Source organism: Thermoanaerobacter ethanolicus JW 200 (assembly GCF_003722315.1).
GTDB classification, from domain to species: Bacteria; Bacillota; Thermoanaerobacteria; order Thermoanaerobacterales; family Thermoanaerobacteraceae; genus Thermoanaerobacter; species Thermoanaerobacter ethanolicus.
Genome location: NZ_CP033580.1, coordinates 1,180,085 through 1,199,463 on the forward strand (window position 1 = coordinate 1,180,085; position 19,379 = coordinate 1,199,463).

At 34.9% G+C, this 19,379-nt stretch carries 21 protein-coding genes, 1 tRNA gene, 1 pseudogene and 1 riboswitch; of the genes and pseudogenes, 22 read left to right on the forward strand and 1 reads right to left on the reverse strand.

Going from position 1 to position 19,379, the window contains the following annotated elements; translation table 11 throughout:
• Positions 1–2: 2 nt before the first annotated feature.
• The 3 genes from EB239_RS05825 to EB239_RS05835 are packed head-to-tail and all read left to right on the forward strand — an operon-like array spanning position 3 to position 2,442.
• Complete coding sequence (locus EB239_RS05825; protein ID WP_003870573.1) at positions 3–452, forward strand: 4Fe-4S dicluster domain-containing protein; 450 nt, start codon at positions 3–5, stop codon at positions 450–452.
• On the forward strand, positions 449–1,717 hold the full coding sequence (locus EB239_RS05830; protein WP_003870574.1) for an NAD(P)/FAD-dependent oxidoreductase: 1,269 nt from the start codon (positions 449–451) through the stop codon (positions 1,715–1,717). Before EB239_RS05825 ends, EB239_RS05830 begins: the two co-directional genes overlap by 4 nt.
• On the forward strand, positions 1,714–2,442 hold the full coding sequence (locus tag EB239_RS05835; RefSeq protein WP_003870575.1) for a GltB/FmdC/FwdC-like GXGXG domain-containing protein: 729 nt from the start codon (positions 1,714–1,716) through the stop codon (positions 2,440–2,442). Before EB239_RS05830 ends, EB239_RS05835 begins: the two co-directional genes overlap by 4 nt.
• Positions 2,443–2,464: 22 nt before the next feature.
• Here EB239_RS05835 and hydE read toward each other — a convergent pair whose 3' ends face one another.
• Positions 2,465–3,502 carry a [FeFe] hydrogenase H-cluster radical SAM maturase HydE gene (gene hydE / locus EB239_RS05840; protein ID WP_003870576.1) on the reverse strand — a complete coding sequence of 346 codons (1,038 nt, stop codon included), beginning with the start codon at positions 3,500–3,502 and terminating at the stop codon, positions 2,465–2,467.
• Positions 3,503–3,948: 446 nt separating this feature from the next.
• Here hydE and EB239_RS15210 point away from each other — a divergent pair.
• From EB239_RS15210 to atpH, 19 genes and pseudogenes are all read left to right on the forward strand, one after another.
• Positions 3,949–4,005 (forward strand): annotated as a pseudogene (locus tag EB239_RS15210) (hypothetical protein); the annotation flags it as partial.
• 399 nt (positions 4,006–4,404) lie between these two features.
• Positions 4,405–5,604 (forward strand): iron-containing alcohol dehydrogenase, encoded by a 1,200-nt coding sequence (locus tag EB239_RS05845; protein WP_003868162.1) that lies wholly within the window; start codon positions 4,405–4,407, stop codon positions 5,602–5,604.
• Between the two features lie 384 nt (positions 5,605–5,988).
• Positions 5,989–6,091: riboswitch (TPP riboswitch) on the forward strand.
• A gap of 57 nt (positions 6,092–6,148) precedes the next feature.
• Complete coding sequence (thiD, locus tag EB239_RS05850) at positions 6,149–6,943, forward strand: bifunctional hydroxymethylpyrimidine kinase/phosphomethylpyrimidine kinase (protein ID WP_003870577.1); 795 nt, start codon at positions 6,149–6,151, stop codon at positions 6,941–6,943.
• Positions 6,944–6,946: 3 nt separating this feature from the next.
• The gene (gene thiE, locus EB239_RS05855; protein WP_003870578.1) at positions 6,947–7,588 is read left to right on the forward strand and encodes a thiamine phosphate synthase; all 642 of its coding nucleotides are present in this window, start codon (positions 6,947–6,949) and stop codon (positions 7,586–7,588) included.
• The gene (gene thiM / locus EB239_RS05860; RefSeq protein WP_003870579.1) at positions 7,585–8,379 is read left to right on the forward strand and encodes a hydroxyethylthiazole kinase; all 795 of its coding nucleotides are present in this window, start codon (positions 7,585–7,587) and stop codon (positions 8,377–8,379) included. The genes thiE and thiM overlap by 4 nt, the downstream gene beginning before the upstream one ends.
• On the forward strand, positions 8,372–8,857 hold the full coding sequence (gene thiW, locus EB239_RS05865) for an energy coupling factor transporter S component ThiW (protein ID WP_003870580.1): 486 nt from the start codon (positions 8,372–8,374) through the stop codon (positions 8,855–8,857). The genes thiM and thiW overlap by 8 nt, the downstream gene beginning before the upstream one ends.
• A gap of 28 nt (positions 8,858–8,885) precedes the next feature.
• Entirely contained in the window at positions 8,886–10,064 is a 1,179-nt protein-coding gene (gene cytX, locus EB239_RS05870) for a putative hydroxymethylpyrimidine transporter CytX (protein WP_003870581.1), read from the forward strand.
• 3 nt (positions 10,065–10,067) lie between these two features.
• Entirely contained in the window at positions 10,068–10,196 is a 129-nt protein-coding gene (locus EB239_RS15215) for a diguanylate cyclase domain-containing protein (RefSeq protein ID WP_129545107.1), read from the forward strand.
• Positions 10,197–10,280: 84 nt separating this feature from the next.
• A tRNA-Leu gene (locus EB239_RS05880) sits at positions 10,281–10,365 on the forward strand.
• A gap of 172 nt (positions 10,366–10,537) precedes the next feature.
• A complete protein-coding gene (tig, locus tag EB239_RS05885) occupies positions 10,538–11,836 on the forward strand; it encodes a trigger factor (RefSeq protein WP_003870582.1) in 1,299 nt (432 codons plus the stop codon).
• Positions 11,837–11,841: 5 nt separating this feature from the next.
• A complete protein-coding gene (clpP, locus tag EB239_RS05890) occupies positions 11,842–12,429 on the forward strand; it encodes an ATP-dependent Clp endopeptidase proteolytic subunit ClpP (RefSeq protein WP_003870583.1) in 588 nt (195 codons plus the stop codon).
• A gap of 21 nt (positions 12,430–12,450) precedes the next feature.
• Entirely contained in the window at positions 12,451–13,725 is a 1,275-nt protein-coding gene (clpX, locus tag EB239_RS05895) for an ATP-dependent Clp protease ATP-binding subunit ClpX (protein WP_003870584.1), read from the forward strand.
• 99 nt (positions 13,726–13,824) lie between these two features.
• Positions 13,825–16,161 carry an endopeptidase La gene (gene lon / locus EB239_RS05900; protein ID WP_003870585.1) on the forward strand — a complete coding sequence of 779 codons (2,337 nt, stop codon included), beginning with the start codon at positions 13,825–13,827 and terminating at the stop codon, positions 16,159–16,161.
• A complete protein-coding gene (gene yihA, locus EB239_RS05905) occupies positions 16,151–16,735 on the forward strand; it encodes a ribosome biogenesis GTP-binding protein YihA/YsxC (protein WP_003870586.1) in 585 nt (194 codons plus the stop codon). The genes lon and yihA overlap by 11 nt, the downstream gene beginning before the upstream one ends.
• A gap of 171 nt (positions 16,736–16,906) precedes the next feature.
• Positions 16,907–17,269 (forward strand): DUF2294 domain-containing protein, encoded by a 363-nt coding sequence (locus EB239_RS05910; protein ID WP_003870587.1) that lies wholly within the window; start codon positions 16,907–16,909, stop codon positions 17,267–17,269.
• Between the two features lie 115 nt (positions 17,270–17,384).
• Positions 17,385–18,038, forward strand: coding sequence for a F0F1 ATP synthase subunit A (locus EB239_RS05915; RefSeq protein WP_003870588.1), 654 nt, complete (start codon positions 17,385–17,387; stop codon positions 18,036–18,038).
• A gap of 69 nt (positions 18,039–18,107) precedes the next feature.
• The gene (gene atpE / locus EB239_RS05920; protein WP_003870589.1) at positions 18,108–18,329 is read left to right on the forward strand and encodes an ATP synthase F0 subunit C; all 222 of its coding nucleotides are present in this window, start codon (positions 18,108–18,110) and stop codon (positions 18,327–18,329) included.
• A gap of 19 nt (positions 18,330–18,348) precedes the next feature.
• A complete protein-coding gene (gene atpF / locus EB239_RS05925; protein WP_003870590.1) occupies positions 18,349–18,858 on the forward strand; it encodes a F0F1 ATP synthase subunit B in 510 nt (169 codons plus the stop codon).
• Complete coding sequence (gene atpH / locus EB239_RS05930; RefSeq protein ID WP_003870591.1) at positions 18,846–19,379, forward strand: ATP synthase F1 subunit delta; 534 nt, start codon at positions 18,846–18,848, stop codon at positions 19,377–19,379. Before atpF ends, atpH begins: the two co-directional genes overlap by 13 nt.

The window sequence follows — 19,379 nt, forward strand, 5'->3', positions numbered from 1 at the left end:
TTGTGAAAAAGGTTTATGTGAAAGAAGAAGTGTGTGTTGGATGTAGATTATGTGAAGTATACTGTATTACATCTCATTCAAAGTATAAAGATGTTTTAAAAGCATTTAAGTTGGAAACCCAGAGGCCGACACCACGAATTGTCATAGAAGAAAATAAACCCGTATCTTTTTCACTCCAGTGTCGGCATTGCAATGACGCTCCATGTGTTAAATCATGTATTACAGGAGCGATGCAAAAGGATCCGTCAACTGGTGTTGTAATTTGTGATACAGATAAATGTGTTGGATGCTGGACTTGCGTGCTTGTGTGTGAGTTTGGTGCAATTATAAGAGATGTAAATAATAAGGTTGCATCAAAATGTGACTTATGTGCTGAAGCGGGAGAGCCGGCTTGTGTCAAGAATTGTCCTAATGAGGCACTTGTCTATAGTGAAGGAGGCATTTCTGCATGAGAATAGTAATAATTGGTAATTCTGTTGCGATGGTAGGTGCAGTAGAGGCAATAAGAAAATATGATACAAGTTCTGAAATAGTTGTTATTTCGGATGAAACATATCACGTGTATTCAAGGCCCCTTATATCTTATTATCTTGGGAATTTAGTGTCTGAGAACAAAATGATATATAGAGAGAAAGATTTTTATCGCAAAAATAAAGTAGAAACTATATTTGGTATTAAAGTTGTTTCTATTGATGAAAGAAAAAAAGAAGTGTATCTTGAAAACGGGGATAGCATAAGTTTTGACAAACTTCTCATTGCAACGGGCGGGAAACCTATAATACCTCCAGTAGAAGGATTAAACAAAAAAAATGTTCATACTTTTATTAAAATGGACGATGCTAAAAAATTAAAGGAAGCTGCCAAGCCGGGTTCAAAAGCTGTAATTGTAGGGGGTGGTCTCATCGGTTTCAAAGCAGCAGAAGGTCTTCACCATTTAGGGGTAGATGTAACAATAGTTGAACTTGCCGATAGAATTTTAAGTACAATTCTTGATACAGAAGGAGCATCTTTGGTATCTCAAAGTCTTCAGAATGACGGCATAAAAATAATTACGGGAACAACAGTGGATAAAATCATAGGAGATGAATATGTTAAAGGGGTTTTGCTCAAAAATGGGCAGGAATTAGAAGCCGACAATCTTATTATCGCGATAGGCGTTGTGCCAAACGTTGATGTTGTAAAAAACACATCAATTTCTATAAACCGTGGTATTTTAGTAGATAACACTATGAAAACAAGCGTTGAAGATGTGTATGCAGCAGGAGATGTAGCCGAAGGTTATGATATGCTTGTTGAGTCAAATAGGGTTGTGCCAATATGGCCAAATGCATACATGCAAGGGGAAATTGCAGGGCTTAGCATGATTGGCATAAATAAAAGTTTTAAAGGGATTTTCCCTATGAACTCAATAGGTTATAAAAATACAAATATGATAACAGCTGGTATAACAAATCCACAACAGGAGGAATTTGAGATTATCTCTAAAATTGATCATAACAGGAGGTCTTATAAAAAATTTGTGGTAAAAGAAAATAGGTTAGTAGGATTTATATTAATTAATGATATTGATAGGGCTGGATTATTTACTGGGTTTATAAAAAATGAAACGGATATAACTCCATTTAAGAAATATCTTTTAAATGATGATTTTGGATTTATATATTTGCCAAAAGAATTAAGAAAGGCAAAAATGCTTGACCTGGAGGTGGTACGATGAAAACCATAAATGCGTCAGGAATTTATTATAGAGACCTTAATGAAATAATTAAAGAGTTAGTTCGTTCAGGTGAAGACATAATTAATTTAAAAAATGTCAATGGTCAGCGATATATAGGAGATAATTTATCTGGGACTACAAAAATAAATATCGAAGGTACACCTGGCAATGACATGGCGGCTTTTATGGACGGCCTTACAATAGAAGTTTTTGGTAATGGACAGGATGCAATAGGAAATACAATGAACGATGGGAATATTATTATACATGGACATGCAGGTGATGTCGTTGGTTACGGAATGAGGGGTGGATCTATCTATATAAAAGATAGTGTTGGTTATAGAGTTGGCATACACATGAAAGAATACAAAGATAAAGTTCCCGTAATAGTTATTGGAGGAAGTGCAGGAGATTTCTTTGGTGAATATATGGCAGGTGGATGTATGATTGTGCTAAACTTGAAAAATGATGAAAATATAGTTGGAGAATATTGTGGTACAGGTATGCATGGAGGAGTTATATATTTGAGAGGAGATGTAGAAGACTATAAACTTGGAAAAGAAGTTATTAAAGAAAAGATAGATGACAAAGATTACGCGTTTATCCAAAAGTATGTTGAAAATTTTTGTCAATATTTTGATTATGATTTTCAAAAGATTATGAATCATTCTTTTGTCAAATTGCATCCGATAGGCAAAAGACCCTATGGAAATATGTATGCATAAAAGACGGGGAAGACCCCGTCCCTTACTTTTTTGACATGACCTTTTTCCTATAGCCATAATCTTTTGCAATTGGTCTGCCTATGCTATTTATTTTACCAGTAATACAGCTAAAGCAATGGGCGGGAGTGTCATTTATACAGATTTTGCCTGGATATAATGCGTACAATTTTCTGTATTCCCCTTCTGTAACATTTGGCATTACAACATTTGCTCCACTACGAAGTGCTATCAACCTTCCATTAACATTTAGGGTTTCCATTGCTGTAGTTGCCGGAATATTAATATCAGGCATCAAAAGCCTTGTTATGGCCATAACTTTTAAACTGAGTTCAAATGTGCCTCCCTTTTCATTTTTTAATGGTGTATCGGGATTCGGGATAAATGGACCAACCCCTATCATATCAGCATCAATTTCTTTAAAAAATAGAATGTCATCTGCAATGGATTCTATAGTTTGTCCAGGAAGTCCTATGAGACATCCAGTTCCAACTTCGTAACCTAATTCTTTTAAATCTTTAAGACACCTTTTTCTATTTTCATGACTCATATTAGGATCGAGTTTTTCATAAAGTTCTTTATCCGTTGTTTCTATTCTTAACAAATATCTATCTGCTCCAGCTTCTTTATATGCCTTATATTCTTCTCTTGTTTTTTCGCCTATACTTAGAGTTATTGCAATATCGAGTTGTTTTATGGATTTTATGATTTTAGTCATCCTTTCAACATTGAAAAAATCATCTTCGCCAGACTGCAATACTACAGTTCTATATCCTAAATTGCGGGCATTTTTGGCAAAATTAATTATCTGTTCTGGCTTTAATCTATAACGTTTTATATTTTTGTTATCTCTTCTTAGACCACAATATAAGCAATTTTGCTTACATATATTAGAAAATTCAATAAGTCCTCTTAAATGCACTTCATCTCCCACATATTTTTTTCTTACTCTATCTGCGGCTTTAAATAATTCATCGTTATATTGATCGTCCTTTAAAAGCTCAACTATTTCATTCTTTGAGAGAGTGTGTGTTTCTTCAGCTTTTTTTATTAGTTCTAACAAAAAGTTCACCTACCTCAATAAATTTAAACTTCAAATTGGCAAATAAAATTATTAAAAAGATAGCAAAGTTTTTTGTGGCTAAATAAAAATGAGTAATTTTTTAAAATATGCGTGAAAGTACCGTATTTCTCTAATATTAGTTGTTAAAGCTAAAAACATTGATAGAAGGAGAAACCTTTACGATATGAGTTTAACATTTAATGCTCTAAAAGAAAAGATGTTTTTAAAATATATTTGTTATCGTCAATATATCCATTCACATTACTTTAATGTTGTGATATGGTGTTATTATATTATTGTAGATACTTTAACTCGAACAGGTTAAAATAAAAATATAAAGAGAGAAAGTGTCACAAAATGCCAAGAGGTCAAAGAAAATATAGTGAAGAGTTCAAAAACACTATAGTAGAGTTGAAGCTTGGTATAATAGAAAAAGACTACATAGCAGTATAGGGTATATGACTCCGCAACAATTTGAGGATTTGATTAAAAAATCTGCATAAAAATTTCGAGTTTTTGTGTCTACCATATTGACATAAATCCACTGGTACAGCTACTGTAATTGTAGACTAGCAAACGTGAGACAAAAATATGTTAAAAGTCAGGGAAGCTTGATAATTTCAAGCCCATGACTTTTAATATTATTAGTATACGCCGATTATTAACATTCATTTAGCAGTAAAGGATGTCCTTATGATAATGCATGTATAGAATCCTTTCATACTTCTTTAAAGAAAGAATAAGTAAATATAGTTACTTACTATACTATAAGGATTTATAAATGGGGCAATAAAGGCAATAGATAAGAATAGATGTTATAACTTGGAGTTGACCATTTTCTAAGATAGTGCTATAATTGTATACAGAGATTGTTATAAATTTAACAATAGGAGGTAATTAAAGTGTGGGAAACAAAAATAAATCCAAATAAGGTTTTTGAACTTCGCTGCAAAAACACGACTTATTTTGGAATAGGTAGTATAAAAAAGATAAAAGATATTCTAGAAGTTCTTAAAAACAAAGGTATCAACAATGTCATTCTTGTAACCGGTAAAGGTTCCTATAAAGCCAGTGGGGCCTGGGATGTGGTAAAACCGGCTCTTGAGACACTCGGATTCAAATATTCACTTTATGACAAAGTTGGGCCCAATCCTACTGTTGACATGATCGATGAGGCGGCCAAAATCGGCCGGGAAACCGGGGCAAAAGCTGTTATCGGCATTGGCGGTGGCAGCCCTATAGATACCGCGAAAAGTGTGGCTGTACTGCTGGAATACACTGATAAAAATGCAAGAGAACTTTATGAACAGAAATTCATACCTGAAAAAGCTGCTCCTATTATAGCTATAAACCTTACTCATGGTACTGGTACCGAAGTAGACAGATTTGCGGTGGCTACAATCCCAGAAAAAAATTATAAGCCTGCAATTGCTTATGATTGCCTGTATCCTATGTATGCCATAGATGACCCTTCCCTTATGACAAAGCTTGACAAAAAACAGACAATAGCGGTTACTATAGATGCTTTAAACCACGTTACCGAAGCTGCTACCACTCTTGTAGCGTCACCTTACAGCGTCCTAATGGCAAAAGAAACAGTGAGGCTGATAGTTCGTTACCTACCCGCTGCTGTAAATGACCCTGAAAACCTTGTGGCCAGATACTATTTGCTTTACGCTTCTGCTTTAGCTGGTATTTCTTTTGACAATGGCCTTTTGCACCTTACCCATGCGCTAGAGCATCCTCTGAGTGCAGTAAAACCCGAGATAGCTCATGGTCTTGGACTTGGTGCTATACTGCCTGCGGTGGTAAAGGCTATTTATCCATCTGTTGCAGAAGTTCTGGCTGAAGTATATAGTCCTATAGTGCCTGGGCTAAAAGGTCTGCCTGCTGAAGCAGAATATGTAGCTAAAAAGGTTGAAGAATGGCTCTTTAAGGTAGGATGCACCCAAAAACTTTCGGACTTTGGATTCACAAAAGAGGATATTCCGACTCTGGTAAGGCTTGCTAAAACTACGCCTTCTCTGGACGGATTGCTTTCTAATGCACCAGTGGAAGCAACTGAAGCTGTTATTGCCAAGATTTATGAAGAATCTTTCTAAAATTTAATTTAAAAATTTCACAGCAAGCAGATAGACAATAGGCAATGAACAAGAACAGTATAGTTATTATTTTAACCATGTTGAAGGCAAAGAAATTTTAATCTTTGCAGACAGCGAAGGACAAACAATAGCACAACAAGTTCAAATAGGATATCTTTTTGATAAATAAGAAATGAAGACTGAGAAATTGAGGAGAGCCCTTAGCTTACAAAAATGAGCTAAGGGCAGTAATTTTATGTTTTTTTGTTAACACTTAAATTTTATCAGAAAAAGGGGAATTTATAACTTAACTCATTAAATATTGATATCATTTTCAAAATAATTGTTGAATTCTTTTGCGTTTGTGGTATAATTAGTTTAAGCAATTTACTTAAAACTAAATATGACAAGTGCTAGGGGAGCCAAAAAGTGGCTGAGAGGGGATTCGTTCCCGACCCTTTGAACCTGTCAGGGTAATGCCTGCGTAGGGAAGCATGCTTTTTAAAACATTTGTAAAAATGCTCACCTCACAGGTGGGCTTATTTTATTATTTGGAGGTGTTTTTATGAAATTAGCCCTTACTATTGCCGGCTCTGACTCTGGGGGAGGAGCAGGTATACAGGCAGATTTAAAGACTTTTTCAGCCCATGGAGTATACGGCATGAGTGTCATTACTTCAATAACAGCGCAAAATACAATGGGGGTTTTGGGAATTGAGGATATAAGTCCTGATATGGTGTATTTGCAGATGAAGACAATTTTTGAGGATTTATATCCAGATGCAGTGAAGATAGGTATGGTGTCTAATGAAGACATAATTAAAATGGTTGCAAAAGGGTTAAAAGATTACAATGTAAAAAATATTGTGTTGGACCCTGTTATGATTTCAAAAAGTGGAAGCTATTTATTGAAGCCGGAAGCAGTGGAGGCTTTGAAAGAGGAACTGATTCCTTTAAGCCTTGTAGTTACGCCAAATCTTATGGAGGCAGGAGAGCTAATTGGAAGGGAAATCAAAAGTGTGTATGACATGAAAGAGGCAGCTAAAAGAATTTTAGATTTTGGTGCAAAAACAGTGGTGGTAAAAGGTGGACATCTTACAGGAGATGCTTTAGATGTATTTTTCGATGGAAAAGAGTTTTATGAAATTACATCAGAGAGAATCGATACTAAAAACACGCATGGTACAGGCTGCACATTTTCCTCAGCTATAGCTGCCAATATCGCTTTAGGCTATGATTTAGTTGAGTCAATAAAAAGAGCGAAGTCATACATTACAGGGGCTATAAAACATTCGTTGGCCATAGGGCATGGAGTAGGTCCCACTAACCATTTTTGGAATATAGAAATAAGGAAGGTGTGAGATATGGACTTAACCCTTTATGCTATAACGGATAGGTCTTACATAAAGGATATGGATATTGCTGACGCAGTAGAATTAGCAATAAAAGGCGGTGCAACAGTAATTCAACTGAGAGAAAAAGACATATCAAGTAGGGAATTTTATGAAATTGCTCTCAAAGTTAAAGAAGTGACAAAAAGAAATAGAATCCCTCTCATTATTAACGACAGAGTGGATATAGCTTTGGCAGTAGATGCAGATGGAGTTCACGTTGGACAGGAGGATTTGCCGGCAGATGTTGTAAGAAAAGTAATAGGTCATGATAAAATAGTAGGGGTATCAGCGAGGACAGTGGAAGAAGCTTTAAAAGCACAAAGAGATGGAGCGGATTATTTAGGAGTGGGAGCGGTGTTTAAGACTCCTACAAAGCCGGAGGCGGAAGCTATTGGAATAGAAGGGCTGAAAAAGATAAAAGAGGCAGTCACTATTCCCGTAGTTGCAATAGGAGGTATAACAAAAGATAATGCTTATGAAGTCATGTTAAAGTCGGGAGTAGACGGGATATCTTCAGTTTCAGCTGTGTTTTATGGGGATATAGAAAACAATACAAGAAAACTTTTGGAGGTTATAGCAAAAGCGATAAACGATAGGAGGAATTTGAAATGAAAAAAGAATTGTTGAAAATTTTAAGAGAGAAAAAACCTTTAGTTCACCATATTACAAATATAGTTACTGTCAATGATTGTGCTAATATAACACTGGCTATAGGAGCATTGCCAGTCATGGCACATGCCTTGGAAGAAGTAGAAGAAATGGTAAGTGCAGCAGATGCTTTAGTTTTAAATATAGGCACTCTTACAAATGAACAAGTAGAAGCGATGATAAAGGCAGGAAAGGCTGCAAATAGACTTAAAGTACCAGTTATATTAGACCCTGTTGGAGCGGGAGCTACGAAGCTTAGGACACAAAGCTCAAAAAAGATATTAGAAGAGGTAAAAATTTCTGTGATAAAAGGGAATAGTGCTGAGATTTCAATACTTGCAGGCAAAGGTGGGAAGATACGCGGTGTAGAATCTCAAAGCGGAGCAGATGATATTTCTGAAGCTGCAAAAGATTTAGCAAACGCGTACAACGTTGTAGTAGCAGTGTCAGGTGTTACTGACATAATTACTGATGGAAAAAGAATTGCGTATGTAAAAAATGGGCATCCTATGATGGGCACTGTTACTGGCACAGGTTGTATGCTTACCTCTGTAGTAGCGAGCTTCTGCGGAGTATGTGAAGATTATTTTGCAGCTACAGTAGAAGCTTTTGTAGCTTTTGGAATAGCAGGTGAAAGAGCCGCTCAAAGCAGCAATGTCAAAGGGCCCGGCAGTTTTAAAGTGACATTTTTTGATGAGATATATAATCTCACGCCGGAGATAATAGAAAAAGATAAGAAGGTGGAGTATGAATAAAATACATCGTATGGCTTTTATGGCACTTATTATTGCTATAGGCACCTTTGCTTCTCAATATGTATGGTTTAGTGTAGGTGCTGCCAAAGTTACACCTGTTCAACATGCTATTAATGTTATTTCAGCAGTTTTTTTGGGCCCTTGGGGAGCGTTAGAAGTAGCTTTTATTATAGGACTTTTGAGGAACATCCTTGGTGTTGGATCGCTTTTGGCATTTCCAGGAGGAATGGTTGGTGCGTTCATTGCTGGATATCTTTATAGATTTACACGTAAATTTTATTTTGCCTCTATAGGAGAAGTTATAGGTACAGGCATTATAGGGGCTTTGCTTTCTTATCCTATAGCTAAGTATATACTTGGAAGTTCCGGTGCGGCTTTTATGTTTGTCATTCCATTTTCGCTTTCCAGTACAATAGGCTCGGTTATAGGATATGTAGTGGTATTGGTTTTAGTAAAATATAAGAAATTTATCTCATAAACTTACTTTAGAAAGGCGGGTGTGAATCATGAAAATTAAAAATTTTACCCTTTTTCTAATATGGGCAGGTGCAGCAATCTCAATTGCTGAAATCTATACAGGTTCGCTATTTGCACCTCTAGGTTTAACTAAAGGCTTGTTGGCTATTTTAATAGGCCATATCATTGGTACATTATTTTTCTCGCTTGGGGGGCTTATGTCATACATCCTTAAGTTGCCAGCAATAAAATCAACAAAAGTTGTTTTGGGCAATAAAGGTACAATTTTTTTAGGAGCACTAAACATTCTACAATTGATTGGATGGACAGCAGTCATGATTATACAATCAGCAAAAGCTTTTAATGGTGCCATTGGTATGTCTGTTGGTGTAGGAATACTTTTTGTAGGCACATCTGTTTTATTATGGTCACTATTTTTTGAAAGTGAAGCATACTGGGTAAATAACATTGCAGTAATATTGTTGTTTATATTGACTATTGGTGTTGTAGTATTTTTAAAGGGCGGGAAAATTTTAACACCAACAGGTAATATAAGTTTTGTAGATGCAATCGAACTTGCCGTTGCTATGCCTGTATCATGGCTGCCTTTAGTAGGAGATTATACGATCAACAGTGAAAATAGAAAATCTAGCTTTATATATACATTTTTAGGTTATTTTATTGCAAGCTGTTTTATGTATTTTATAGGTCTTTTTGTTTCATTGAAAACGGAAGGAAAAGATATAATTTCATATTTTGCATCAATAAAAACTGGGTTTGTACCATTGCTAATAATACTTTTATCAACAGTGACGACTACTTTTATGGATGTATACTCTGCTGCGATATCTACAATGGCAGTTATTAAAACAAGGCTCAGTAAAAAAGAGCTATTAATAATTTATTCGCTGATAGGTATCATAGCAGCATATTTATTCCCAATTGATAAATATCAAAACTTTTTATATGCTATCGGTAGTGTATTTATTCCAGTATACACAGTAGTTTTTGTAGGCTTCTTTATATTAAAATATGAAGAAAGTGGGTACCTTAATATTCCTGCAGTTGTATCATCTATCATTGGAATTATTACGTATAATTACATGGTATATAACGGTACTTCATTATTAAAATGGTATCTAACTCCCACCATAACAACAATATTTTTGACTGCTGTAATTTATACTGTAACACAAACTTTTTTTAAAAGAAAAGAGAAAATTTTATGATTGATGAAATTGCAAAAACTCTTGAACGAGTTTGACTTAGATTACTTCAAAAACGTAAATAACCGTTTTGGGCATGCTGTGGGAGATAAAATCCTTATTTATCAAGGCTTAGAAGCATTCTTGACATATTAAAAAAACTTTGATAAAATGGTCTTGCGTAAACTCTTAATCAGCGGGGCTGGGGTTCGAGTCCCTAATGGCGCACCATTTTAATATGCGGGCATGGCGGAACTGGCAGACGCGCCAGACTTAGGATCTGGTGGGGTTACCCGTGGGGGTTCAAGTCCCTTTGCCCGCACCAATAAAAATTTAAGGGAGAAAAATATATATTTGACAGGAAAATAATGCAGTAGGCATTATTTTTTTTGCATAAAATTATGACAACTTGAGTTTGATTCACCGTTTTTTTATGTTATAATATTATAAGTTTAGAAGACTTTATACGAAAGAAAGAGAATAGGAGGATTTACTTAATGGGTGCGAGTCTTAAAAAATTAGAGAAAAGTATTGCGACGATTGAACTTACAATACCAAGTGAAAAGTTTGAAGAGGGTTTAAATTTTGCTTTTAAAAAGAATGCTTCAAAATTTAATGTACCGGGTTTTAGAAGAGGGAAAGCGCCAAGAGCTATTGTAGAAAGATATTATGGTGAAGGTGTCCTTTACGAAGATGCTGTAGAGTATGTTTTTGACGAAGTGTACAAGGAAGCTCTTAAAACGTTTGATTTAGAGCCAGTAGATTATCCGGATATTAACATTTTACAAATCGGCAAAGGAAAAGACTTGATTTTAGAAGCAACTGTACCTGTCATGCCTGAGGTAGAGTTAGGTGAATATAAAGGCATAGAAATTGAAAAAATAGAGTATGATGTGTACGATGGGGATGTAGAATACGAATTAGAAAAATTAAGGCAGCAAAATGCGAGAATTATACCTATTGAAGGAAGAGCAGCAGAAAGTGGAGATATTGCTGTAATAGACTTTGAAGGCTTTATAGATGGCAAGCCTTTTGAAGGCGGCAAGGCGGAAAATTATGAATTAGAATTAGGTAGCAATACTTTTATTCCTGGCTTTGAAGACCAAATAATAGGCCATAATGTAAATGACACTTTTGATGTAAGTGTAACTTTCCCTGAAGATTATAGGGTAGAAGAATTAAGAGGCAAATCGGCTGTTTTTAAAGTCACTCTTAAGGCTTTAAATAAAAAGGAATTGCCTGAATTGGATGATGAGTTTGCGAAAGATGTAAGTGAGTTTGAGACATTAGAAGAGTTAAAAGCCGACATAAGAAAGAAATTAGAAGAGAAAAATAGATTAGATGCAGAAAATGAGATGAAAGAAAAAGCAGTAATGAAAGTTGTGGAAAATGCAAAAGTTGATATACCAGATGTTATGGTGGAAAGGCAAATAGATATTTCTTTGAGGGATTTAGATTATAATTTGAGATATCAAGGTTTGGATTTAAATAGCTATTTATCAATTACAGGGAAGACCTTAGAAAATTTAAGAAAAGAGATGTGGGATGGAGCTTTAAATAGAGTAAAAACTCAACTTGTCATAGACAAAATTGCCAAAGTGGAAAATATTCAAGTTACAGAGGAAGAATTAGAAAACAGATTAAAGGAAATGGCAGAGAGTTACAGAATAAATCTGGAAGAATTCAAGAAAAGCTTGACTGAAAGCCAGATAAACGGCATAAAAGAAGATATAGCGTATTATAAGACGATTGACTTTATTTTTAGTGAGTGTAAAATAATAAGTAAAGAGGAGTGATTATTATGAGTCTTGTACCTATTGTTGTAGAGCAGACAAATAGAGGCGAACGTTCTTACGATATATTTTCTCGCCTTTTGAAAGACAGAATTGTATTTTTAGGAGAAGAAATAAATGATACTACAGCAAGTTTAGTTATTGCTCAGCTTTTGTTCTTGGAAGCTGAGGACCCCGACAAAGACATTTGGCTTTATATAAACAGTCCAGGCGGTTCAATAACTGCAGGATTTGCAATTTACGATACCATGCAGTATATAAAGCCAGATGTAGTGACTTTGTGCGTTGGAATGGCTGCGTCTATGGCTGCATTTTTACTAGCAGCAGGTGCAAAAGGAAAGAGGTTTGCACTTCCTAACAGTGAAATAATGATTCATCAACCTTTAGGAGGAATGCAAGGCCAAGCTACAGACATAAAAATTCATGCAGAAAGGATTTTGAAATTAAGAGATAAGCTGGATAAAATATTAGCAGAAAATACGGGGCAACCTATTGAAAAGATAAAAGCTGATACTGAAAGAGACTTTTTCATGGACGCGGAGGAGGCAAAAGCTTACGGCATTATCGACGAAGTGCTTATCAGGAACAAAAAGTGATGCCCCAGAAGAGGTGAAATTATGGCTAAATACGATAATCAAAAGCAATTAAAGTGTTCTTTTTGCGGAAAGACACAGGACCAGGTAAAGAGACTAGTTGCAGGGCCTGGCGTGTATATTTGTGATGAATGCATTGAACTTTGCCAAGAAATCATAAATGAAGAATTTGAAGAAGATATGGATATGGGAATTGGAGAACTTCCGAAGCCAAAGGAAATAAAAGAATTTCTTGACCAATATGTAATTGGACAGGAAAAAGCTAAAAAAGCTTTAGCTGTTGCTGTTTACAATCACTACAAGAGAATTAACAGCAGGATAAAGCCAGACGATGTAGAACTTCAAAAGAGCAATATTTTACTTTTAGGTCCCACAGGTTCTGGGAAAACCTTATTGGCTCAGACACTGGCAAAACTTCTAAATGTTCCTTTTGCAATAGCTGATGCAACTTCTCTAACTGAGGCTGGATATGTCGGTGAAGACGTAGAGAATATACTTTTAAAACTCATACAAGCAGCAGATTATGACATAGAAAAAGCTGAAAAAGGTATAATTTACATTGACGAAATAGATAAAATAGCGAGAAAGTCAGAAAATCCTTCTATTACTCGTGACGTCTCAGGAGAAGGCGTACAACAGGCTTTGTTAAAAATTTTAGAAGGGACCATTGCAAATGTGCCGCCACAAGGTGGAAGAAAACATCCTCATCAAGAGTTTATACAAATTGACACAACTAATATATTGTTTATATGTGGTGGCGCTTTTGAAGGCATAGAAAAAATAATAGAATCCCGAATAGGGAAAAAGAGCTTAGGATTTGGCGCAGAAGTACAGAGCAGAAAAGAAAAAGACTTAAGCGAAATTTTAAGTCATATAATGCCACAGGACCTTCTTAAATTCGGTATGATACCCGAGTTTATAGGAAGGGTGCCAATAGTAGTTACATTAGACCCATTGAGTAAGGATGACTTAGTAAGGATTTTGACAGAGCCCAAAAATGCGCTGACAAAACAATACGAAAAATTGTTTGAATTAGATGGTGTAAAGCTTGAATTTGATAAGAAAGCTTTAGGGCTCATTGCAGATATGGCTTTGGAGAGAAAGACCGGCGCAAGAGGACTGAGGGCAATCTTAGAGGAAATTATGTTGGATGTGATGTACGAAATACCATCCAGTGACAACATAGAAAAGTGTATAATTACAGAGGAGACGGTACTAAAGAAGGCTCCGCCAACATTGGTTTACTCAGATGCTCAAAAAGCCAAAAAGAAAATAAAAAAGACGGAGTCTGTTTCGTAAAAAAATAAAATTTTTACATCAATCCCCCTTCTCCTTCACATACTAAAATAGTGAATGGGAAGGGGGCTTGGATTATATTGCATAAAAGAGGGTGAAGATATGACAGAAAAAAAGTATATATTGCCAATGATTCCTTTAAGAGGATTAACTATTTTTCCATACATGGTGCTTCATTTTGACATAGGAAGAGAAAAGTCAATTAGGGCTTTGGAAGAAGCTTTTATGAAAAATCAGTTGATATTTGTTACAACGCAAAAAGAAGCTGAGATAGAAGACCCTTCTATTGACGACGTCTACAAAGTTGGCACTATTACAAAAGTCAAACAAATGTTAAAACTGCCAGGAGAACTTATAAGAGTTTTGGTAGAAGGGATAAGTCGTGCTGAAATTCAGCAAGTGACAAGAGATGATGAATTTTTTGAGGTAGAAGTTATAGAAAAAGAAGAGCAAAAAGAAATTGAAAAGACACCAGAGCTTGAAGCTTTAATGAGAAGTGTTATTTCTGCTTTTGAAGAATATGTAAATTTGACTTCGAGACTGCCTATAGATAGTTTATACAGTGTTATAAGCATAGAAGAGCCTGGAAGACTTGCAGATATGATTGCGGCTCACATATCTTTAAATACAAATCAAAGTCAGCAGCTTTTGGAGTGTTTTGATGTAAATAAAAGGTTAGAAACTCTTTTAGGGTTTTTAATGAAGGAATTAGAAATACTAAACATTGAAAGAGAGATAAATGCCAAAGTTAGAAGTCAAATTGACAAATTACAGAAGGAATATTATTTAAGAGAACAGTTAAAAGCTATAAAAGCTGAATTAGGAGAGACAGATGAGATTGACCAAGAGATTGAGGAGTATGAAAAGAAAATAAATGAAAAAGATTTACCCGAAGAGGTTAGAAAAAAGGCGAAAGAAGAATTAAAACGCCTTTCTAAAATGGCGCCTGGTTCTGCAGAAGCTTCTGTAGTGCGAACTTATTTGGATTGGATTTTGGATTTGCCATGGAATTACGAAACAGAAGATATTTTAGATTTAAAAAGAGCACAAAAAATATTGGATGAGGACCATTACGGCTTAAAGAAAGTAAAAGAGAGGATAATAGAGTTTTTAGCAGTTAGAAGTTTTTACAACAAAATTAAAAGTCCTATTTTATGCCTTGTAGGTCCTCCAGGTGTTGGTAAGACTTCATTAGGCAGGTCTATAGCGCGGGCTATGAACAGAAAATTTGTCAGATTATCCCTTGGTGGAGTGAGAGATGAAGCAGAAATAAGGGGACATAGGCGTACCTACGTCGGAGCTATACCAGGAGGTATTATAAATTCCATAAAAATAGCCGGTTCAAAAAATCCTGTGTTTTTACTGGATGAAATAGATAAAATGAGCTCAGATTTTAGAGGAGACCCTGCTTCTGCAATGCTTGAAGTTCTTGACCCAGAACAAAACTCCACTTTTAGAGACCATTATCTTGATTTACCTTTTGACCTTTCAAAGGTATTGTTTATAACAACGGCTAATACGGTAGATACCATACCGGCACCTCTTTTAGATAGAATGGAAGTTATATATGTTTCTGGATATACTGAAGAAGAAAAACTTCACATTGCAAAAGATTATTTAATACCTAAGATTTTAAAAGAACATGGGGTGTCAGATAACAAAATAATAATCCAAGAATCTGCTATTTACGGAATAATTTCAGAATATACTCGCGAAGCAGGAGTAAGAGGCTTAGAAAAGAATTTATCTCAAATTGTGAGGAAGGCTATAAAGAAGATAGTTGAAGAAAACGCACAAGTAGTAAAAGTGGGAAAAAGAAATCTACAGTCTTATTTAGGCAAGCCTATTTACCGCCCTGATAAAGCAGATCAAAAAGACGAAGTAGGGATAGTTTTTGGACTTGCATGGACAAGGGTAGGAGGAGAAATTTTAACTGTAGAAGCTTCTATAATGCCAGGAAGTGGCAAGCTCAATCTCACAGGGCAATTAGGGGATGTGATGAAGGAATCTGCACAAGCTGGTTTTAGCTATATAAGGGCGAATGCCGAGAAACTGAATATAGATAAAGATTTTTACAAAAATGTCGATATACATATACATGTGCCTGAAGGTGCAATTCCAAAAGATGGTCCTTCAGCGGGAATAACTATGGTTACTGCTATGGTGTCTGCACTTAAAAAAGTTCCTGTAAAAAAAGATGTAGCTATGACAGGAGAAATAACTTTAACCGGCAAAGTTTTACCTATAGGAGGAGTAAAGGAAAAAGTTTTAGCAGCTCACAGAGCAGGGATACGCAAGGTTATACTTCCTTTGGAAAATAAAAGAGATTTGGATGAAATTCCTCAAAGCGTAAAGAAAAAATTAGAATTTAAATTTGTTGAAAAAATTGATGAAGTTCTTGACTATGCCTTGTCTAAGGAGGGCATTTATGAAAATTAAAACTGTAGAGCTGGTTCGTACTGCCTTTAATGAAGAGCAGTATCCTAAAGATAATTTTCCTCAGATAGTAATCGTAGGAAGGTCAAACGTGGGCAAATCCACTTTGATAAATACTGTATTAAACAGAAAAAATCTCGCAAAGACAAGTTCTAAACCTGGAAAAACTAGGGGCATAAATTTTTATTTGATAAATAATGGCTTTTATTTAGTAGACTTGCCGGGATATGGATATGCAAAAGTTTCAAAAGAAATGAAGAAACAGTGGGCACATAACATAGAGACTTTTCTAAATACTTCTAAGAATCTGCGGCATGCTTTGCTTTTAATAGATATACGTCGAACTCCTACAGAAGACGATTTTTTAATGGTAAATTGGTTTAGACATAAAGAGTTACCTTTTACAGTGGTATTAACAAAAGCTGATAAGGTCAATAAATCAGAGATAGTAAATGCGGTAGAAGGCATTTGTAAAACTTTTAACATTGATAGCGAAAGAATTATAGTTTTTTCTTCTTTAAAGAAAATGGGAGTATCCCAAGTATTATCAATTTTTGAGGAGTGGACAAAAAAATAAATTTTTAATTTTGTAAAAAAACACGAGAAAATCGTTAAATTTTTGATTATTTTTGATGAAATAAAAAATTTAGCAGCATTAAAATTGTTGTGTTAGAACATTATAAGGGGTATAATTTTTATTAACTATTGATAAAAATTTTTGTTTTTATTTGTGCGGAGGGAGAAAATAATGAAAGGGGTATTAGAAAGTAAAATAAACGAAGAAATGATAAAACTCACAAAAGAAGCAATTGGAAGAGGTGCAGAGGCAGCAAAAACCCGAATTTGCGAGGATATGATTATTGTAAGGCTTAGTAAATCTTTGAGCCATGAGGAGATGCAAATTATATCTACTGAAGAGGGTAAAAGGCTGGTAAAACAATTAAGGGAGTTGTTGGATGAAATATTAAAACCCAAGTTTAAGGAGATGATAATGCGCCTTACAGGTTGTAATGTTATAAGTATCTATAAGGATATGAATCCTCAAAAAGGAGAATACGTCTATCTATTTGTGTTAGACAAAAATCTAGAAGAAGAGTTGCGAAGTAGGTAAAAAACTGTAACAAATTGCTTATTTTTAACAACAAAGTAAATATACTAAATTGAAAATCTTTCTTAATAAGTATATAATTATACATGTTGGGGGTATATAAGAGGAGGTGAGGTAATTGGAGATAGGGTCTTCAGTGGTATTTACCATACCGCTATTTGGAGGTATTCCTATTACAGAAACAATAGTAGTAGAATGGATTATAATGGCTGTACTAATTTTGGGTGCTGCTGTTGTTACTAAGGGATGGAAACTAGTTCCTGAGGGTGCACAAAATGTTGTAGAGCTTATGGTGGAGGAATTTAATAAATTTGTGGAAGGTGCTTTAGGAGAGCATTGGAGAGATTACGCTCCTTATTTAGGAACTGTAGCAGCTTTTTTGATTTTAGCCAACACTATAAGCATTTTTGGCTTAACACCTCCTACTAAAGATATTAGTACAACTTCAGCCCTTGCCATTATGTCGATTACTACTGTTATTATAGCTTCCATAAGAGCAAGAGGGCTTAAAGGGTACGTAAAGCACTTTTTTAAGTCTCCTATAAACCTTTTTATCAATGTTTTGGATTTATTTACAAGACCTTTGTCGCTGGCAGCCCGACTTTTTGGCAACATATTTGCAGCAGTTACGATAATGGAACTTATTGAAAGGGCTGTGCCAATAGTAGTTCCTGCAGTATTTAGTTTATATTTTGACCTTTTTGATGGATTATTACAGATGTTGGTATTTGTGTTTTTGACCATGTTATATATTGAAGAAGCTATAGAATAATGTATAATAAAAATAATGAAATGATTAAAAAATTTTAATAAAAATAAAAAAGAAAAGGAGAGGATTTAAATGGATTTATTAGCTATAGGAGCAGCTATTGCTGCATTAACAGGGATAGGTGCAGGTATTGGTATAGGTCTTGCGACAGGAAAGGCAGTTGAAGCTGTATCAAGACAGCCAGAAGCAGGTGGAAGGATTATGCAGCTTCTTTTATTGGGAGGCGCGCTTGCAGAGGCAACAGCTATTTACGGTTTGTTGGTGGCATTCCTGATAATAATATTAAAGCCATAAGTTTGAGACAAATTTCCTGATGAAAGAAGGGAAAAAATTGGGCATTTTTAATATATCGACTTTCATCTTTACAATAATTAATTTACTAGTTCTTTATTTTATTTTGAAATGGCTTCTATTCAAACCTGTTACACAATTTCTTGAAAATAGAGAAAACAAAATTAAATCCTCCTTAGAAGAAGCAAATAGAGAAAGGCAAGAAGCTCATAATTTAAAAGCTAAGTACGAAGAAATACTAAAAAATGCTGATAATGAAGGAAAAGCTATTATTGAGAAGGCACAAAAGGCAGCAGAAGACAAAGCAAACAAAATTATAGAAAATGCCAATAAAGAGGCAGAAAATATAATAGAAAAGGCAAAAGAAGAGGCAATGTTAGAGAAAATCAAAGCTATGCATGATTTAAGGACAGAGATATCGCAATTAGTCATAGATGCCGCTTCCCGTGTGCTGGAGAAAAAGCTACCTGTTGCTGACGAAGACCTCATCAATGAGGTTATCGAGGAGGCGGGGGCATCATGGCACAAATAATTGCGAAGAGATACGCTTATGCCTTTTTTGATGTTGCGAAGCAGCAAAATAAAGTGAAAGAGTATTATGAGGAGTTAAATAAAGCAATTGAAATTCTTCAAGTGGATAAAGTAAAGCGGATTTTTAAGAATAAAAGTATTGATAAAACAAAGAAAATAGAATTTGTGGAGCAGATTTTAAAGGATACCGATAAAGAAGTTATCAATTTTATCAAAATAATAATATCAAAACATAGAGAAGATCTAATTGAAGACATTGGAAAGGAGTTTAAAAAGCTATACAAAGAGTATTTTAATATTACAGATGTAAAAGTCGTTTCTGCATATCCACTAAAAGAAGAAGTATTGCAAAAGCTTCAAGAAAAATTAGAGAAAAAGTTAGAAAAACATATCAATATCGAACCAATAGTAGATAAAAGCATATTAGGCGGTTTAAAACTTATTATTGGGAATACAATAATCGATGGTTCAGTCAAAGCAAGACTTACTGCACTTCTAAAAAATATGCAACAAGCTGTGTAA